Genomic DNA, 15710 nt, shown 5'->3' on the forward strand with positions numbered 1-15710 from the left:
CATGCACCTCCTCGCCACCCGCCAGGAGTCGCTGGAGGCGGCGCCGCAGGCCGTCGACCTGGGACACCGCCCGGCGGACCTGGTGGTGCTGTCCTTCTCCGACAGCGACCTCGGCGCGCTCGCCGCCGCCGCCCGGGCGGTCGGCGCCGACCGGCGGCCGTCGCTGCGTCTGGTCGCCCTCGGCCAGCTCGGCCACCCGCTGTCGGTGGACCTCTACGTCGATGCGGTGATCCGCACGGCGAAGGTGGTGGTGCTGCGCCTGCTGGGCGGCGCCGGCTACTGGCGCTACGGGCTGGAGCAGGTGGCCGCCGCCTGCCGGGAGACCGGGGCGGCGCTGGCCGTGCTGCCGGGCGACGGGCGGCCCGACCCGGCGCTGGAATCCCACGGCACGGTGCCGCCGGAGGTCACCCGGCGCCTCTTCGGCTACTTCGCCGAGGGCGGGCCGGACAACATGGCCAACCTGCTGGCCTACGCCGCCACCCTGGCCGGCACGCCGCTGGCGTGGGCGGAGCCGGCGCCGGTGCCGCGCTTCGGCCTCTACGACGGCTGGCGCGGCGCCGTGCCGGCGGACGCGCCCGCCGCGGCGCTGGTGTTCTACCGCGCCTATCTGCTGGCCGGCGATCTGGCGCCGATCCACGCCCTGGCCGACGCCCTGGCGGAGCGCGCGCTGGCGCCCCGCCTCTACCACGTCTCCTCCCTGAAGGAGCCGGACGCGGCGGCCTGGATGCGCCGCACGCTGGCGGCCCTGCGGCCCGGCGTGGTGCTGAACGCCACGGGATTCTCCGCGCAGGTGCCGGGGGAGGACGGGACACCCCTGGACGCCGCCGGAGCGCCGGTGCTCCAGGTGGTGCTGTCCACCGGCGGCGAGGCGGCGTGGCGCGGCTCCCTGCGCGGGCTCGGCCCCTCCGACCTCGCCATGAACGTGGTGCTGCCCGAGATGGACGGGCGCATCCCCGTGCGCGCCGTCGCCTTCAAGGCGGCGGGAGAGCCCGACCCCGACCTGCAGTTCGCCGAGGTGGCGAGCCGGCCGGTGGCCGACCGCATCGCCTTCACCGCCGACCTCGCCGCCGCCTGGGTGCGCCTGGCGCGCACGCCGCGGGCCGACCGGCGGCTGGCGCTGGTGCTGTCCGACTACCCCGGTGCCGGGTCGGCGGGGGCCGGCACCGGCCACGCCGTCGGCCTCGACACCCCGGCCAGCGTGACGGCGGTCCTCGACGCGCTGCGCGCCGCCGGCTACGGGGTGGCGGGGGCGCCGGCCGACGGGGCGGCGCTGATGCGGGCGCTCGCCGCCGGCGCGGCGGAGGCCGCCCTGTCGCTCGCCGACTATCACGCCCTGGTGCCCGCCGCCGTGCGCCGGCGCATCACAGCCGTCCGGGGCGAGGCGGCGGCCGACCCGCTGGTCACCGACGGCGCCTTCCGCTTCCGCGCCGTGCGCTGCGGCGCCGTCGTGGTGGCGGTGCAGCCGAGCCGCGGCGACGGGCCGCTGACCACGGCGCAGCACCATGACCCCGAGACGCCGCCCGGCCATGGCTACGCCGCCTTCTACGCCTGGCTGCGCCGGGCCGTCGGCATCCACGCGCTGGTCCAGATGGGCGCCCACGGCACCCTGGAGTGGCTGCCCGGCAAGGCGGTGGCCCTGTCGGCGGAGTGCTGGCCGGAGATCATCGGCGGCCCCCTGCCCTGCCTCTACCCCTTCATCGTCAACAACCCCGGCGAGGGGGTGCAGGCGCGCCGGCGCATCGGCGCCGTGCTGATCGGCCACCTGACGCCGCCGCCGGTGCAGGCCGGCCTGCACGGCCCGCTGGCCGAGCTGGAGCAGGCCATCGACGAATACGCCCAGGCGGACGGGCTGGACCCGCGCCGGCTCGGCGTGCTGCGCGAGACGATCCTTGATCTGGCCTGGCGGTCCGGCGTGGCGGCGGACTGCAACCTCTCCCCCGGCGACGACCCCGACGCCGTGCTCGCGCGCATCGACGCCCACCTCTGCGACGTCAAGGAGATGCAGATCCGCGACGGCCTGCACGTCTTCGGCGCCGCCCCCGACGCCGGCGCCCGCGCCCGCCTGCTGGCCGCCGTCGCCCGCTTCCCCCGCCGCCGCGGCGACGGGGAGGATGCCGCCCTGCCGCGGGCGCTGGCCGCCGATCTGGGCCTGCCGACGGACAGCCTGTTCACCGCCCCGCCCGGCACGCCGTGGGACGGCCCGCCCCTGCCCGGCGAACGGGCGCGCACCGTCGCCGACGTGCGCGCGGCACTGGACCGCATGGCGGTGGAGCTGGTGGCCGGCCGCGCCGCGCCGCGGCCGCACTGGACGCGCACCGCCGCCGTGCTCGGCGCGGTGGCGGCGGAGCTGGCGCCGCGCCTGGACGCCTCGGCGGAGCGGGAGATGGCGGCGCTGCTGGACGGGCTGGACGGGCGCTTCATCGCCCCCGGCCCCGGCGGCTCGCCGGCGCGCGGGCGGGCCGACGCCCTGCCGACCGGGCGCAACCTCTTCGCCATGGACCCCCGCGCGGTGCCGACGCCGTCCGCCTGGACGCTGGGCTGGCAGGCGGCCGACGCGCTGCTCACCCGCCATTTGCAGGACCACGGGGCGTGGCCGCAGCGCCTGGTGGTGGACTGCTGGGGGACGCCGGCCATGCGCACCGGCGGCGACGAGCTGGCCCAGGCCATGGCCCTGCTCGGCGTGCGCCCGTTGTGGGAGGGCGGCTCGGGCCGGGTCACCGGGTTCGAGATCCTGCCGGCCGGCGTGCTGGGCCGGCCGCGCGTCGACGTCACCCTGCGCATCTCCGGCCTGTTCCGCGACGTCTTCCCGCAGCAGATCGCCCTGTTCGACCAGGCGGTGCGCGCCGTCGCCGCCCTGGAGGACGAGGACGGTGAGACCAACCCCCTGGCCGCCGCCGTCCGGCGCGAGACGGCGGAGCTGGCCGGCGCCGGCCTGGCCGCCGGGGACGCGGCGCGCCGCGCCGCCGCCCGCGTCTTCGGCGCCGCGCCGGGCGGCTACGGCACGGCCCTGTCGGGGATGATCGCCCGCGGCGAGTGGCGCGACCGCGCCGCCTTCGGCACCGCCTATCTGGAGGGGGGCTGTCACGCCTACGGCGCCGGCCTCGACGGCGTGGCGCTGCCCGCCCTGTTCCGCCGCCGCGTCGGCGGCGCCGACGGGCTGATCCACCACCAGGACCAGCGGGAGCACGACGTGCTGTCCCACGACGGCCATTACCAGTACCAGGGCGGCTTCGCCGCGGCCGCCGCCCTGGACGACGCGGCGCCGACCCTCTATCACCTGGACAGCGCCGAGCCGGACCGGCTGACGGTGCGCACGCTGGGGGACGAGATCGCCCGCACCCTGCGCGGACGCGCCGCCAACCCGCGCTGGATCGCCGGCATGATGCGCCACGGCCACCGCGGTGCCGCGGAGCTGGCGGCGACGGTGGAGGCGCTGTTCGCCTTCGCGGCGACCACGCGCGCCGTGCGCGACCATCATTTCGACCTGCTGCACGAGGCTTATGTGGACGACGACGCCGTCTGGGACTTCCTGATCGAGGCCAACCCCGCCGCCGCGCGCCATGTGCTGGACCGGCTGGAGGATGCGCTGGGGCGCGGCCTGTGGCATCCCCGGCGCAACCACACCGCCCACGCGCTGCACCGCCGCCGCGAGGGCCTGTCATGACCGCGCTGCCCGCCGCCGCCGGGCCGCGGCCGCGCCGGCGCGGCGCCTGCCCCGGCGCGGTCGCCCCCATGATGGTGGGGGACGGGCTGCTGGTGCGGGTGCGGGTGCCGGCCGGCGTGCTGCCCGCCGCCGCGGCGCGGCGCATCGCCGCCCTGGCCGCCCTGGCCGCCGCCCACGGCAACGGCCTGATCGAGCTGAGCCACCGCGGCAACCTGCAGATCCGCGGCGTCACCGCCGCCACCCTGCCGGCGGTCACCGCCGGGCTGGACGCGCTGGGCCTGCTGGCCGCCGACGCGGTGAGCGAGGCCGTGCGCAACGTGCTGACCGCCCCCGCCGCCGGCATCGACGCCGACGCCGTGCTGGACGTGCGGGCGCCGGCGCTCGCCCTCGACGCCCGTCTGGCGGCCGACGCCGCCCTGCACCGGCTGCCGCCCAAGTTCGGCTTCGTGGTGGACGGCGGCGGGCGCGCCCATCTGGCCGACAGCCGCACCGACTTGCGCTTCGACGCCGTGGCGACCCCGGCGGGGCCGCGTCTGCGGGTGGCCGCCGGCGGCACCCTGGCGGACGCCGCACTGCTGGGCCTGTGCACCCCCGGGGCGGTGCCCGACGTGGCCGCCGCCGCCGCCATCGCCTTCCTGGACCTGCGCGCCGCCCTGCCCGAGCCGCCGCGCCGCATGGCCGGGCTGGTGGCCGCGGCGGGGGCGGCGGCGCTGCGCGCCCGCATCCCCGGCCTGGAGCCCCTAACCGACACCGCCGCGCCGGAGCGGCCGGTGCGCACCGTGCTCGGGGTGCGGCCGGGCTGGCTGGGCGTCGCCTTTCCCTTCGGCCGGCTCACCGCGGCGACGCTGGAGACCATGGCCGATCTGGCCAACGCGCACGGCACCGGGGAGCTGCGGCTGACCCCGTGGCGGGCGCTGCTGCTGCCCGGTGCCGGCGGCGCCGCGGCAGAGGCCGCCCGGGCGGCCGGCGGCGTTCTCGACGACGGCGACCCGCGCCTGGCGGCGACCGCATGCAGCGGGGCCGCGGGCTGCGACGTCGGCACCACCGACACCCACGCCGACGCCCTGGCCCTGGTGGCGGCGGCCCCGGCGCTGATCGCCGCCGGCGGCACCCTGCACGTCTCCGGCTGCGCCAAGGGCTGCGCCCGCCCCGGCCCCGCCGGCGTCACCCTGAGCGCACAGGACGGCCGCTACGACCTGGGCGTGCTGGCCTCCCCCGGCGGCCCGGTGCGCGCCCGCGCGCTGGACCCGGCCGCGGCGGTGGCGGCGGTGGCGGCGCTGGACCGGCTGCTGCGTGCCAACCGCCGTCCCGGGGAGGACGCCGATGCGGCGCTGGCCCGCCTGGCGCCCGAGATCGACCGCCTGTTCGCCCGCGAGGAGCCGCCCGGTGCCTGATTCACCCTACGACTACATCCGCGACGGGGCGGCGATCTACCGCCGGTCCTTCGCCACCATCCGGGCGGAGGCGGTACTGGACCACCTGCCCGACGACCTGAAGCCGGTGGCGGTGCGCGTCATCCACGCCTGCGGCATGGTGGACGTGGCGGCCGACCTGATGTTCTCGCCCGACGTGGCGGCGGCCGGGCGGGCGGCGCTGAAGGACGGCGCCCCCGTGCTGTGCGACAGCGAGATGGTCGCCCACGGCATCACCCGCGCCCGCCTGCCGGCCGGCAACGCCGTGCTGTGCACGCTGCGCGACCCCGCCGTGCCGGATCTGGCGCGGAGCATCGCCAACACCCGCTCCGCCGCGGCGCTGGAGCTGTGGCGGCCGCACCTTGCCGGGTCGGTGGTGGCCATCGGCAACGCGCCGACGGCCCTGTTCCGCCTGCTGGAGCTGCTGGCCGACGGCGCGCCGCGCCCGGCGGCGATCCTGGGCTTCCCCGTGGGCTTCGTCGGTGCCGTCGAGAGCAAGGACGCGCTGGCCGCCGCCGGGTTCGGCATCCCCTATCTCGCCGTGCGCGGACGGCGGGGCGGCAGCGCCATGGCGGCGGCCGCGGTCAACGCGCTGGCGAGCGAGGACGAATGAGCACCCCACCCATCCCCACCGGCACCTTCTACGGCATCGGCACCGGCCCCGGCGATCCCGAGCTGATGACCCTGAAGGCCGTGCGCGTGCTGCGCGCCTGCCCGGTGGTGGCCTATTTCTGCAAGCGCGGCAGCCGCGGCAACGCCCGCCGCATCGCCGGCGCGTTCCTGACCGACGAGCACACCGAGCTGCCGCTGGTCTATCCGGTCACCACGGAACTGCCGGTGGAGCATCCCGACTACGGCCGGCAGATCGAGGAATTCTTCGACCGCTCGGCGGCCGAGGTGGCGGCCCACCTCGCGGCCGGGCGCTCGGTGGTGGCGCTCAACGAGGGGGATCCGTTCTTCTACGGCTCGTTCATGCACCTGTTCCTGCGCCTGGCCGGGCGCTTCCCGGTGGAGGTGGTGCCGGGCGTCACCTCGATGGCCGGCTGCGCGGCGCTGCTGCCCACGCCGCTGACCATGCGCGACGACGTGCTGTCGGTCATCCCCGGCACGCTGGGGGAGGAGGAGCTGGTGCGGGCCCTCGGCACCGCCGACGCCGCGGTGGTGATGAAGCTGGGCCACAACCTGCCCAAGGTGCGCCGCGCCGTGCGGGCGGCCGGGCTGGAGGCGCGCGCCTGGTACGTGGAGCGCGGCACCATGGCCGACCAGCGCATGCTGCCCCTGGCCGAGGCGCCGGAGGACGGCGCCCCCTACTTCTCCATGGTGCTGATCCCCGGCCGGGGGCTGCGGCGATGAGCGCCGGCCGCGTCGTCGTCGTCGGGCTGGGGCCGGGCGGTTCCGACTGGCTGACGCCGGAATCGGCGCGCGAGCTGGCCGAGGCCGAGGACCTCGTGGGCTACGGCCCCTATCTGGACCGCGTGCCCGCCGGGCCGCAGGTCCGCCACGCCTCCGACAACCGGGTGGAGCTGGACCGCGCCCGCCTCGCCCTGGACCTGGCCGCCGGCGGGCGGCGGGTGGCGGTGGTGTCGGGCGGCGATCCCGGCGTCTTCGCCATGGCGGCGGCGGTGTACGAGGCCCTGGACGCCGAAGCCGGCGGCACCGGCCGGCGCGACGTGGAGGTGCGGGTGTGCCCCGGCATCACCGCCATGCAGGCGGCGGCGGCGCGGGCCGGGGCGCCGCTGGGGCACGATTTCTGCGCCATCTCCCTGTCCGACAACCTGAAGCCGTGGGATGTGGTGCTGCGCCGTCTGCGCCTGGCGGCGGAGGCGGATTTCGTGATCGCCCTCTACAACCCGGTGTCGCGGGCCCGCCCCTGGCAGCTCGGCGCCGCCTTCGACGCCCTGCGCGCCGTGCGCGACCCCGCCACGCCGGTCATCCTCGGCCGCGCCATCGGGCGCCCGGACGAGCGGCTGACCGTCACCACCCTGGCCGCCGCCGACCCCGCCGCGGCGGACATGAGCACGGTGGTGATCGTCGGCTCCTCCCACACCCGCACCCTTGCCGGCCCCGGCGGCGCCCGGGTCTACACCCCGCGCCGCTACGGCACCGGGGGGTGAGCGTGGCCGCCGGCACCGCCGCCGGGCGCCGCCTCCCGGCGCTCCAGCCACGCCGCCGCCGCCGCGGGGTCGTGCACGACGGGGGCCGGGCCGGGCGGCGGGCGGTCCACCATCACCACGGGAATGCCGCGCCGGCGCGCCGCGTCCAGCTTGGCCCGCGTCGCGGTGCCGCCGCTGTTCTTGCTGACCACCGCGTCGATGCGGTGCTCCTCCAGCAGGGCCAGTTCCGCGTCCGGCGCGAAGGGGCCGCGGTCGAGCAGCAGGGTGAATCGGGGCAGCGCCGGCATGGGGTCCGGCGGATCCACGGTGCGGATCAGGTAGTGCTTCTCCGGCACCGCCGCGAAGGGCGCCAGCTCCTGCCGGCCCACCGTCAGGAACACCCGCTCGCCGAGGCCGCGCAGGGCCGCCGCCGCCGCCGCCATGTCGGGAACGGCGATCCAGCGGTCGCCCGGCTGCGCCGTCCAGGGGGCGCGGCCCAGCACCAGCAGCGGCACCCCCAGCCGCCCGCAGGCCGCGACGGCGTTGGCGGAGATGCGCGCGGCGAAGGGATGGGTGGCGTCCACCACCGCGGCGACCCCCTGCTCCGCCAGCCACGCCGCCAGGCCGTCGACGCCGCCGAAGCCGCCGATGCGGGTGGGCAGGGGCGGCAACACCGGGTTGGCGGTGCGCCCGGCCAGCGACACCGTCGCGGCGATGCGGGGATTGCCGGCCAGCCGGCGGGCCAGCGCCGTCGCCTCCGTCGTGCCGCCGAGAATCAGGACCTTCATCGCACCGCCGCCCCCCGCCATCGAGACCGCCCATGATTAGCACATCCTCCCCGCCGGCGGAGCGCTGGCTGTCGGTCGTCGGCATCGGCGAGGACGGCTGGGACGGGCTGTCCCCCGCCGCGCGCGCGCTGGTGGAGCGGGCCGAGCTGCTGGCCGGCGGGGCGCGCCACCTGGACCTGGTGCCGGAGCGGCCGGGGCAGGCGCGGCTCGCCTGGCCGTCGCCGCTGACCGACGCCCTGCCGGCCCTGCTGGCGCGGCGCGGCCGGCCGGTGTGCGTGCTGGCCAGCGGCGATCCCTGCTGGTACGGCATCGCCACGACGCTGGGGCGCGCCGTGCCGGCGGCGCAGACGCTGGTCGTCCCGGCCCCCTCCGCCTTCAGCCTCGCGGCCGCCCGCCTGGGCTGGGCGTTGCAGGACACGGTCTGCCTGTCGGTGCACGGCCGACCGGCCGAGCTGGTGCTACCCCATCTGCAACCGGGCGCCCGGCTGCTGGCGCTGAGCTGGGACGGCGCGACGCCGGCCCGCCTGGCCGCGCTGCTGCGCGCCCACGGCTTCGCCGCCTCGCGCCTGGTGGTGCTGGAACGCCTGGGCGGCCCGCACGAGCGGGTGTGGGAGACCACCGCGGCGGCGTCCGCGGTGGAGCGCGCGGCCGACCTCAACACCGTCGCCATCGACTGCGTCGCGGCGCCGGGCGCGCGGGCCCTGCCCCGCACCCCCGGCCTGCCCGACGCGTGGTTCGCCCACGACGGCCAGATCACCAAGCGCGAGGTGCGCGCCCTCACCCTGTCCCTGCTGGCGCCGCGCCGCGGCGAGCGGCTGTGGGACGTCGGCGCCGGCTCGGGCTCGGTGGCGGTGGAATGGATGCTGGCCGACCCCGCCAACCGCGCCGTCGCCATCGAGGCGCGCCCCGACCGGGCGGCGCGCATCCCCGCCAACGCCGCCGCCTTCGGCGTGCCGGGGCTGGAACTGGTGCAGGGCCGCGCGCCGGACGCCCTGGCCGGCCTGCCCGCCCCTGACGCGGTGTTCATCGGCGGCGGCGTGACCGTGCCCGGCGTGATCGAGGCGTGCTGGGCCGCCCTGCCCCCCGGCGGCCGGCTGTGCGCCAACGCCGTCACGGTGGAGGGCGAGGCGGTCCTCGCCGCCGCCGCGGCCCGGCTGGGCGGCACGCTGACGCGGGTGGCGGTCAGCCGGGCGGAGCCGCTGGGCGGCTTCCTCGGCTGGCGGCCGCTGTCGCCGATCACCCTGTGGCGGGCCGACAAGCCATGGGGGGCGCCGTGATCGCCGCCGGCCTGGGCTGCCGCCGCGGCTGCCCCGGGGCGGAGATCGCCGGGCTGGTCCGCGCCGCCTTCGACGCCGCCGGCCTGGACGGCGCCGCCCGCGCCGCCGCCGTGCTGTTCGCGCCGGAGCGCAAGCGCGGCGAGGCGGGACTGCCGGCCGCCGCCGCCCTGCTGGCCCTGCCCCTGCGCTTCCTGCCCGATGCGGCGCTGGCCGCCGTGGCGGACCGCTGCGTCACCCGCTCGCCCCGCGTCGCCGCGGCGGTCGGCCTGCCCTCGGTCGCCGAGGCGGCGGCGCTCGCCGGGGCCGGCCCGGCCGGCCGGCTGCTGCTGCCCCGCCTGTCCACCCCGCGCGCCACCTGCGCGCTCGCCCGGCCGGAGACCGCGCCATGACCGTCCACTTCATCGGCGCCGGCCCCGGCGCCCCGGACCTGCTGACCATCCGCGGCCGCGACCTGATCGCCGCCTGCCCGGTGTGCCTCTACGCCGGCTCCCTGGTGCCGCGGGAGATCCTGGCCCACGCCCCGCCGGGCGCCCGCATCGTCGACACCGCCCCCATGACCCTCGACACCATCGTCGCGGAGTTCGAGCGGGCGCACGCCGCGGGGCAGGACGTGGCGCGCCTGCATTCGGGCGACCTGTCGGTCTACAGCGCGCTGGGGGAGCAGACGCGGCGCCTGCGCGCCCTGGGCATCCCCTACACCATCACCCCCGGCGTGCCCGCCTTCGCCGCCGCCGCCGCCGCCCTGGGGCGCGAGCTGACGCTGCCGGAGGTGGGGCAGACCGTGATCCTCACCCGCACCGAGGGGCGCGCCTCGGCCATGCCGGCCAACGAGACGCTGGAGGTGCTGGGGGCGTCCGGCGCCACGCTGGCCATCCATCTGTCGATCCACGTGCTGGACCGGATGGCGGAGCGGCTGCTGCCCCTCTACGGGGCGGACTGCCCGGTGGCCGTGGTCTACCGCGCCTCCTGGCCCGACGAGCGGGTGGTGACCGGCACGCTCGCCACCATCGCCGGGCAGGTCGCCGCCGCCCCCATGGAGCGCACGGCGCTCATCCTGGTGGGGCCGGTGCTGGAGTCCGGGGATTTCCGGTGCAGCGCCCTCTATGACGGGTCGCACCTGCGCCGCTACCGCGGGCTCGGCTCGTGACCGGGGCTGCCGGGGCAGCCGGGGCCGCGCCAGTCCGCCACCCCGGCGACGGCGCCGGCGCGGTCGACCGCCAGCACCTCCACCGCCACCGGCGCGCCGTCGAGCACGCCGAGCGCCACCCCCTGCGCCAGCGCCGCCACGCGGTCGCCCAGCGGCAGGCCGGCGCCCTGCGCCATGCCCAGCACCTGCGCGGCGGTGTTGGCGCCGCGCGCCGCCGCCGCCAGCTCCGGCCCGGCCCCCAGTTCGGCCAGCCGGTCGGCCAGCCAGTCGGTGTCGATGCGGCTGCGCCTGGAGTGCAGGTCCAGGTGGCCCTGCGCCAGCTTGCTCAGCTTGGCGAAGCCGCCGGCCAGGGTCAGCCGCGGCACGGGGTGGCGGCGCAGGTATTTCAGCGTGCCGCCGGCGAAGTCACCCATGTCGATCAGCGCCACCTCCGGCAGCCCGTGGCGCCGCACCGCCGCCGCTTCGGAGGTGGAGCCGGTGCAGGCCGCCGCATGGCCGATGCCGGCCGCCCGCGCCACGTCGATGCCGCGGTGGATGGACGCGATCCAGGCGCTGCACGAATAGGGCACGACGATGCCGGTGGTGCCCAGGATCGACAGGCCGCCGACGATGCCCAGGCGGCCGTTCATGGTGCGGCGCGCCAGCGCCTCCCCGCCGGGGATGGAGACCTCCACCACCGCGTCGGCGGGCACGCCGGCCCGCGCCGCCGCGTCCTCCACGGCGCGGCGGATCATGGCGCGCGGCACCGGGTTGATGGCCGGCTCACCCACCGCCAGCGGCAGGCCGGGGCGGGTGACGGTGCCCACCCCCTCGCCGGCACGGAAGGTGACGCCGCCGCCGGGCGCGCCGCGGCTGACGCGGGCGCACACCAGGGCGCCGTGGGTGACGTCGGGGTCGTCGCCGGCGTCCTTGATCACGCCGGCCGCCGCCCAGCCGTCGCCGCGCTCCGCGCGGGCCAGCGCGAAGGACGGCGTCTGCCCGCCCGGCAGGGTGACCGTCACCGGGTCGGGAAAGCCGCCGCCGAACAGCGCCGCGGCGGCCGCACCGGCGGCGGCGGCGGCGCAGGTGCCCGTCGTCCAGCCGTAGCGCAGCGGCCGCCCGCCATCCGCGCCGCCGCCCCCGTCCGTCCCGTCCTCGCCGTCTGAGCGTTCCGCCATGGCCCCGTCCGACCTGCCGCCTGCCCACGATCTAAGCCAAGCCGCCGCCGCCGTCCATGGGGTGATGCCGCCGCCGGGCGTGATCATCGCCGCGCCGGCCTCGGGCTCGGGCAAGACGACGCTGACGCTGGGCCTGCTGGCGGCCCTGCGCGCCCGCGGCGTGGCGGTCGCCGCCGCCAAGGTCGGGCCGGACTACATCGACCCCGGCTTCCACGCCGCCGCCACCGGCCGCCCCGGCGTCAACCTGGACGGCTGGGCCATGCCGCCGGCCCTGCTGGACGCGCTGGTGGTGCGGGCCGGGGCGGGAGCGGATCTGGTGGTGTGCGAGGGGGTGATGGGGCTGTTCGACGGTGCGGCCGGGCCGGGACCGGGCGGCACCGGCTCCACCGCCGACATCGCCATGCGGACGGGGTGGCCGGTGGTGCTGGTGGTCGACGTGCGCGGCCAGTCCCATTCCGCCGCCGCCCTGGTGCGCGGCTTCGCCGGCCACCGCCCCGGCGTGCGCATCGCCGGCGTGGTCCTGAACGCCGTCGGCAGCCCGCGCCACCGCGCCATGGTCGAGGAGGCGATGGCCGAGACCGGCATTCCCGTGCTGGGCGCACTGCCCCGCGACCCGTCCCTGAGCCTGCCGGAGCGCCACCTCGGCCTCGTCCAGGCGGAGGAGACCGCGGGCCTGGCCGGTCACCTGGAACGGCTGGGCCGGCTGGTGGCGGCGCATGTGGACCCGGGCCGGGTGGTCGCCCTGGCCGCGCCGGCCGCGGTGGCGACGGCGGGTGCGGCCGCCCGCGGCCCGGCGGTGCGGCCGTTCGGGCAGCGGATCGCGGTCGCCCGCGACATCGCCTTCGCCTTCGCCTACCCCCATCTGCTGGACGGCTGGCGACGGGCGGGGGCCGAACTGCTGTTCTTCTCGCCGCTGGCCGACGAGCCGCCGCCGGCCGACGCCGACGCCGCCTTCCTTCCCGGCGGCTACCCGGAGCTGCACGCCGGCCGCCTCGCCGCGGCGGCGCGCTGGCGCGACGGGCTGCGCGCCTTCGCCGCAACCCGCCCGGTCTACGGGGAGTGCGGCGGCTACATGGCCATGGGTGCGACGCTGGAGGACGCCGACGGCACCGTGCACCCCATGGCCGGGCTGCTGGGGGTGCGCACCTCCTTCGCGCGGCGGCGTCTGCATCTCGGCTACCGGTGGGCGCGCCTGCTGGCCGACGCCCCGCCGGGTCCCGCCGGCAGCGTGCTGACCGGGCACGAGTTCCATTACGCCACCACCGTGGACACCGGCGGCGACGCCCCCCTGTTCGCCTGCACCGCCGCGGACGGCACCGATCTGGGCCCCGTCGGCGGGCGGCGGGGGCTCGCCGCCGGCTCCTTCATCCACCTGGTCGCCGGCCCGGTTGGTTGAGCGGGCCAATGATCCATCTCAATGCCCCATTCCGTACGGTCGCGTTAGATATCACTAAACATTGAATTAAAGCCGGCGATCCGGGACAGGGGCGATGGGTTCGGTCGTGGCTGCGTTATCCCGATGGTTCCCGGCGTCCTGCGCCCTGCTGCTCGCCGTCTGCCTGCTGCCGGCCGTCGCCCGGGCCGGGAATGGGGCCGCCGAACTGCGCTTCGGCGTCTTCGCCTATCTGGGGGAGGAACGCACACGGGCCAAATACCGGCCCCTGGCCGATTACCTGAACGACGCCCTGCCCGACCTCCGGGTCCGGCTGGAGGTGCTGCCGCTCGACGGTATCCATGAGCGCATCGCCGACGGCAGCCTCGACATCGTCACCACCAACCCCAACCACTTCATCGTCAGCCGCGGCCGGCAGCCGCTGACCGGGGTCATCGCCACCCTCGTCGAATCCTACGACGGCCGGGCACTCGACCGCCTGGGCGGTGCCATCCTGGTGGAGGATCGGCGGACCGACCTGACCCGTCCGGCCGACCTGCGCGGCCGGATCATCGCCGCCCCCAGCACCGAGCACATCGGAGGCTACCGGGCGCAGGCCCTGGAGCTGCTGGAAGCCGGCGTCCGCCTGCCGGCCGATGCGACGGTGGTGGAGGTGGGGCAGCACGACACCGCGGTGCAGGCCGTGCTGGACGGGCGCGCCGACGCCGCCTTCGTGCGCAACGGCGTCCTGGAGCATTGGGAGCGCAGCGGCAAGGTGGCGCCGGGACGCCTGCGCCTCATCAACGAACGGGCGGTGCCCGGCTTCCCGCACCGGGTATCCACCCGGCTCTATCCCGAATGGCCCGTCTTCGCCCTGCCTCACGTGAACGAGCGGGTGGTGCGCCGCGTCGCCGCCGCCCTGTTCGCGCTGGAGCCGGACCACCCCGCAGCGGTGGCGGCGGGCATCCACGGCTACACCATCCCGGCCGACTACCTGCCGGTGGAGGAGCTGGCGCGCACCCTGCGCCTGCCCCCCTTCGACCGGGCCCCCGACGTGACCCGGGCCGACCTGTGGCGGCATTGGGGGACGGTGCTGAGCGCCCTGGCCGCCGCCGGCCTGGTGGCCGCCGGGTCGGCGGCGGTGCTGATGGTGGCGCTGGGCCGCGAACGGGCGGCCCGCCACCGCTTCCAGACGCTGCTGTCGTCGCTGGGCGAAGGGGTCTATGGGGTGGACCGGCAGGGACTGTGCACGTTCATCAACCCGGCGGCCCTGCGCATGCTGGGCTTCACGCGGGACGAGGTGGTCGGCCACGACCAGCACGCCCTGTTCCACCACCGGCGCCCCGACGGCTCCCCCTATCCCCACGGGGAATGTCCGGTCCGCCGGACGCTGGAGGACGGCGCCTCGCGCGAGACGGAAGAGGTGTTCTGGCGCAAGTCGGGCGAGCCCCTGCCGATCCGTCTCAAGGTGGAGCCGGTGCACGGCGTCGGCGCGGACGCCGGCGCCGTGGTGACCTTCGCCGACATCTCGGAGCTGAAGGCGGCCGTGGACGACCTGGCGCGCTCCAACGCCGATCTGGAGCAGTTCGCCTACGTGGTGTCCCACGACCTGCGCCAGCCGCTGCGGATGGTGAGCAGCTACACCCAGCTTCTGGCGCGGTCCCTCGGCGACAGCGGCGACACCTCGGTGCGGGAGTTCATGGGCTTCATCCGCGACGGCGCCCGGCGCATGGACCAGATGCTGGTGTCGCTGCTGGAGTATTCGCGCGTCGGCCGCGGCGGCGAACCGATGGAGGATCTGGACAGCCGCGCCCTGGCGGACGAGGCGATCCGCTTCCTGTCCCCCGCCATCGCCGAGGCCGGCGCCCGCGTGACCATCGAAGGGGACTGGCCCACGGTCCGCGCCAGCCGCAACGAGGCGGTGCGCCTGTTCCAGAACCTGATCGGCAACGCCGTCAAGTACCGCGCACCGGGGTTCCCGCCGGTGGTGGACCTGTCGGTGCGGCCGGTCGCCGGGGCGTGGGAGTTCACGGTGCGGGACAACGGCATCGGCATCGACCCCGCCCAGTTCGGGCGCCTGTTCAAGGTGTTCCAGCGCCTGCACGTGCGCGACGCCTACGAAGGCACCGGCATCGGGCTGGCCATCTGCCGCCGGATCGTCGAACGGCACGGCGGCACGATCACCGTGGAGTCCGAGGGCGCCGGCCGCGGCAGTGCCTTCCGCTTCACCCTTCCCGACACCGGCGCCGCCCCTGCGGCGGCGCCCCGCTCCGCCTCCTGCCAGGAAAGCCGTCCATGAGCCCAGATCAGCCGCACTTCACCATCCTGCTGGTCGAGGATGAACCGGCGGATGCCGAACTCGTCCGCATCGCCTTCCGCGAGGCCCGCCTCCTGGTCGACCTGCACCATGTGGCCGACGGGGTGGAGGCGCTGGAATTCCTGCGCCGGGCCGGCGCTCCGCGCCCCGACCTCATCCTGCTCGACCTCAACATGCCGCGGATGAGCGGTCTGGAGTTCCTCGACGCCATCAAGGGCGATCCGATGACGGCGGGGATTCCGGTGGTCGTCCTCACCACCTCCGATTTCGACCAGGACGTCCACCGCGCCTACGCGAAGGGCGCGTCGAGCTACATCGTGAAGCCGGTGGACGTGGAACAGTTCATTGCCGCCATGAAGATGATCGAGCAGTACTGGGTCACCATCGTCACGCTGCCCCGCAAGGGTCCATAACTCCTCGCGGTTGCGTCAATCGGACGCACTGCCAAACGTCGTAGGGATCGATACAGAGTCTGAACCGATT

13 protein-coding genes are annotated in these 15710 nt (G+C 77.0%); 11 read left to right on the forward strand and 2 right to left on the reverse strand.

The window, feature by feature from the left end; translation table 11 throughout:
• Position 1 precedes the first annotated feature (1 nt).
• The 5 genes from cobN to cobJ are packed head-to-tail and all read left to right on the forward strand — an operon-like array spanning position 2 to position 7190.
• Complete coding sequence (cobN, locus tag G472_RS33895; protein WP_051340951.1) at positions 2-3664, forward strand: cobaltochelatase subunit CobN; 3663 nt, start codon at positions 2-4, stop codon at positions 3662-3664.
• Positions 3661-5058: a precorrin-3B synthase gene (gene cobG / locus G472_RS33900; protein ID WP_084536723.1), complete on the forward strand. Its 1398-nt coding sequence runs from the start codon at positions 3661-3663 to the stop codon at positions 5056-5058. The genes cobN and cobG overlap by 4 nt, the downstream gene beginning before the upstream one ends.
• Positions 5051-5689 carry a precorrin-8X methylmutase gene (locus G472_RS0117500; RefSeq protein WP_029009416.1) on the forward strand — a complete coding sequence of 213 codons (639 nt, stop codon included), beginning with the start codon at positions 5051-5053 and terminating at the stop codon, positions 5687-5689. The genes cobG and G472_RS0117500 overlap by 8 nt, the downstream gene beginning before the upstream one ends.
• Positions 5686-6429, forward strand: a complete 744-nt coding sequence (locus tag G472_RS0117505) for a precorrin-2 C(20)-methyltransferase (protein WP_029009417.1) — start codon at positions 5686-5688, stop codon at positions 6427-6429. The genes G472_RS0117500 and G472_RS0117505 overlap by 4 nt, the downstream gene beginning before the upstream one ends.
• The gene (cobJ, locus tag G472_RS0117510) at positions 6426-7190 is read left to right on the forward strand and encodes a precorrin-3B C(17)-methyltransferase (RefSeq protein WP_029009418.1); all 765 of its coding nucleotides are present in this window, start codon (positions 6426-6428) and stop codon (positions 7188-7190) included. Before G472_RS0117505 ends, cobJ begins: the two co-directional genes overlap by 4 nt.
• Here cobJ and G472_RS33905 read toward each other — a convergent pair.
• On the reverse strand, positions 7172-7957 hold the full coding sequence (locus G472_RS33905; RefSeq protein WP_084536731.1) for a cobalt-precorrin-6A reductase: 786 nt from the start codon (positions 7955-7957) through the stop codon (positions 7172-7174). The genes cobJ and G472_RS33905 overlap by 19 nt on opposite strands.
• 32 nt (positions 7958-7989) lie before the next feature.
• Between G472_RS33905 and cbiE the strand changes: the two genes are divergently transcribed.
• The 3 genes from cbiE to cobM are packed head-to-tail and all read left to right on the forward strand — an operon-like array spanning position 7990 to position 10381.
• Positions 7990-9234, forward strand: coding sequence for a precorrin-6y C5,15-methyltransferase (decarboxylating) subunit CbiE (cbiE, locus tag G472_RS0117520; protein WP_084536725.1), 1245 nt, complete (start codon positions 7990-7992; stop codon positions 9232-9234).
• A complete protein-coding gene (locus G472_RS0117525; RefSeq protein WP_035692806.1) occupies positions 9219-9623 on the forward strand; it encodes a cobalamin biosynthesis protein in 405 nt (134 codons plus the stop codon). Before cbiE ends, G472_RS0117525 begins: the two co-directional genes overlap by 16 nt.
• Positions 9620-10381: a precorrin-4 C(11)-methyltransferase gene (gene cobM / locus G472_RS0117530; protein WP_029009421.1), complete on the forward strand. Its 762-nt coding sequence runs from the start codon at positions 9620-9622 to the stop codon at positions 10379-10381. The genes G472_RS0117525 and cobM overlap by 4 nt, the downstream gene beginning before the upstream one ends.
• Here the strand turns inward: cobM and G472_RS33910 are convergent.
• Positions 10360-11538, reverse strand: coding sequence for a cobalt-precorrin-5B (C(1))-methyltransferase (locus G472_RS33910; protein ID WP_084536726.1), 1179 nt, complete (start codon positions 11536-11538; stop codon positions 10360-10362). The genes cobM and G472_RS33910 overlap by 22 nt on opposite strands.
• A 64-nt stretch (positions 11539-11602) precedes the next feature.
• Between G472_RS33910 and G472_RS0117540 the strand changes: the two genes are divergently transcribed.
• The 3 genes from G472_RS0117540 to G472_RS0117550 all read left to right on the forward strand — a co-directional run bounded on the left by G472_RS0117540 (position 11603) and on the right by G472_RS0117550 (position 15640).
• Entirely contained in the window at positions 11603-12934 is a 1332-nt protein-coding gene (locus G472_RS0117540) for a cobyrinic acid a,c-diamide synthase CobB (protein WP_029009422.1), read from the forward strand.
• Between the two features lie 94 nt (positions 12935-13028).
• Positions 13029-15209 (forward strand): PhnD/SsuA/transferrin family substrate-binding protein, encoded by a 2181-nt coding sequence (locus G472_RS0117545; protein ID WP_051340953.1) that lies wholly within the window; start codon positions 13029-13031, stop codon positions 15207-15209.
• Entirely contained in the window at positions 15206-15640 is a 435-nt protein-coding gene (locus G472_RS0117550; RefSeq protein ID WP_029009424.1) for a response regulator, read from the forward strand. Before G472_RS0117545 ends, G472_RS0117550 begins: the two co-directional genes overlap by 4 nt.
• Positions 15641-15710: the final 70 nt, after the last annotated feature.

This window comes from Azospirillum halopraeferens DSM 3675 (genome assembly GCF_000429625.1).
Classification (GTDB): Bacteria; Pseudomonadota; Alphaproteobacteria; order Azospirillales; family Azospirillaceae; genus Azospirillum; species Azospirillum halopraeferens.

Bases quoted from the DNA above. Each gene is read 5' to 3' on its own strand.
- cobG (WP_084536723.1), top strand. From the start codon at position 3,661: ATGACCGCGCTGCCCGCCGCCGCCGGGCCGCGGCCGCGCCGGCGCGGC.
- G472_RS33910 (WP_084536726.1), bottom strand. From the start codon at position 11,538: ATGGCGGAACGCTCAGACGGCGAGGACGGGACGGACGGGGGCGGCGGC.
- cobN (WP_051340951.1), top strand. From the start codon at position 2: ATGCACCTCCTCGCCACCCGCCAGGAGTCGCTGGAGGCGGCGCCGCAG.
- G472_RS0117550 (WP_029009424.1), top strand. From the start codon at position 15,206: ATGAGCCCAGATCAGCCGCACTTCACCATCCTGCTGGTCGAGGATGAA.
- cobJ (WP_029009418.1), top strand. From the start codon at position 6,426: ATGAGCGCCGGCCGCGTCGTCGTCGTCGGGCTGGGGCCGGGCGGTTCC.
- G472_RS0117545 (WP_051340953.1), top strand. From the start codon at position 13,029: ATGGGTTCGGTCGTGGCTGCGTTATCCCGATGGTTCCCGGCGTCCTGC.
- cobM (WP_029009421.1), top strand. From the start codon at position 9,620: ATGACCGTCCACTTCATCGGCGCCGGCCCCGGCGCCCCGGACCTGCTG.
- G472_RS0117540 (WP_029009422.1), top strand. From the start codon at position 11,603: ATGCCGCCGCCGGGCGTGATCATCGCCGCGCCGGCCTCGGGCTCGGGC.
- G472_RS0117525 (WP_035692806.1), top strand. From the start codon at position 9,219: ATGGGGGGCGCCGTGATCGCCGCCGGCCTGGGCTGCCGCCGCGGCTGC.
- G472_RS33905 (WP_084536731.1), bottom strand. From the start codon at position 7,957: ATGAAGGTCCTGATTCTCGGCGGCACGACGGAGGCGACGGCGCTGGCC.
- cbiE (WP_084536725.1), top strand. From the start codon at position 7,990: ATGATTAGCACATCCTCCCCGCCGGCGGAGCGCTGGCTGTCGGTCGTC.
- G472_RS0117505 (WP_029009417.1), top strand. From the start codon at position 5,686: ATGAGCACCCCACCCATCCCCACCGGCACCTTCTACGGCATCGGCACC.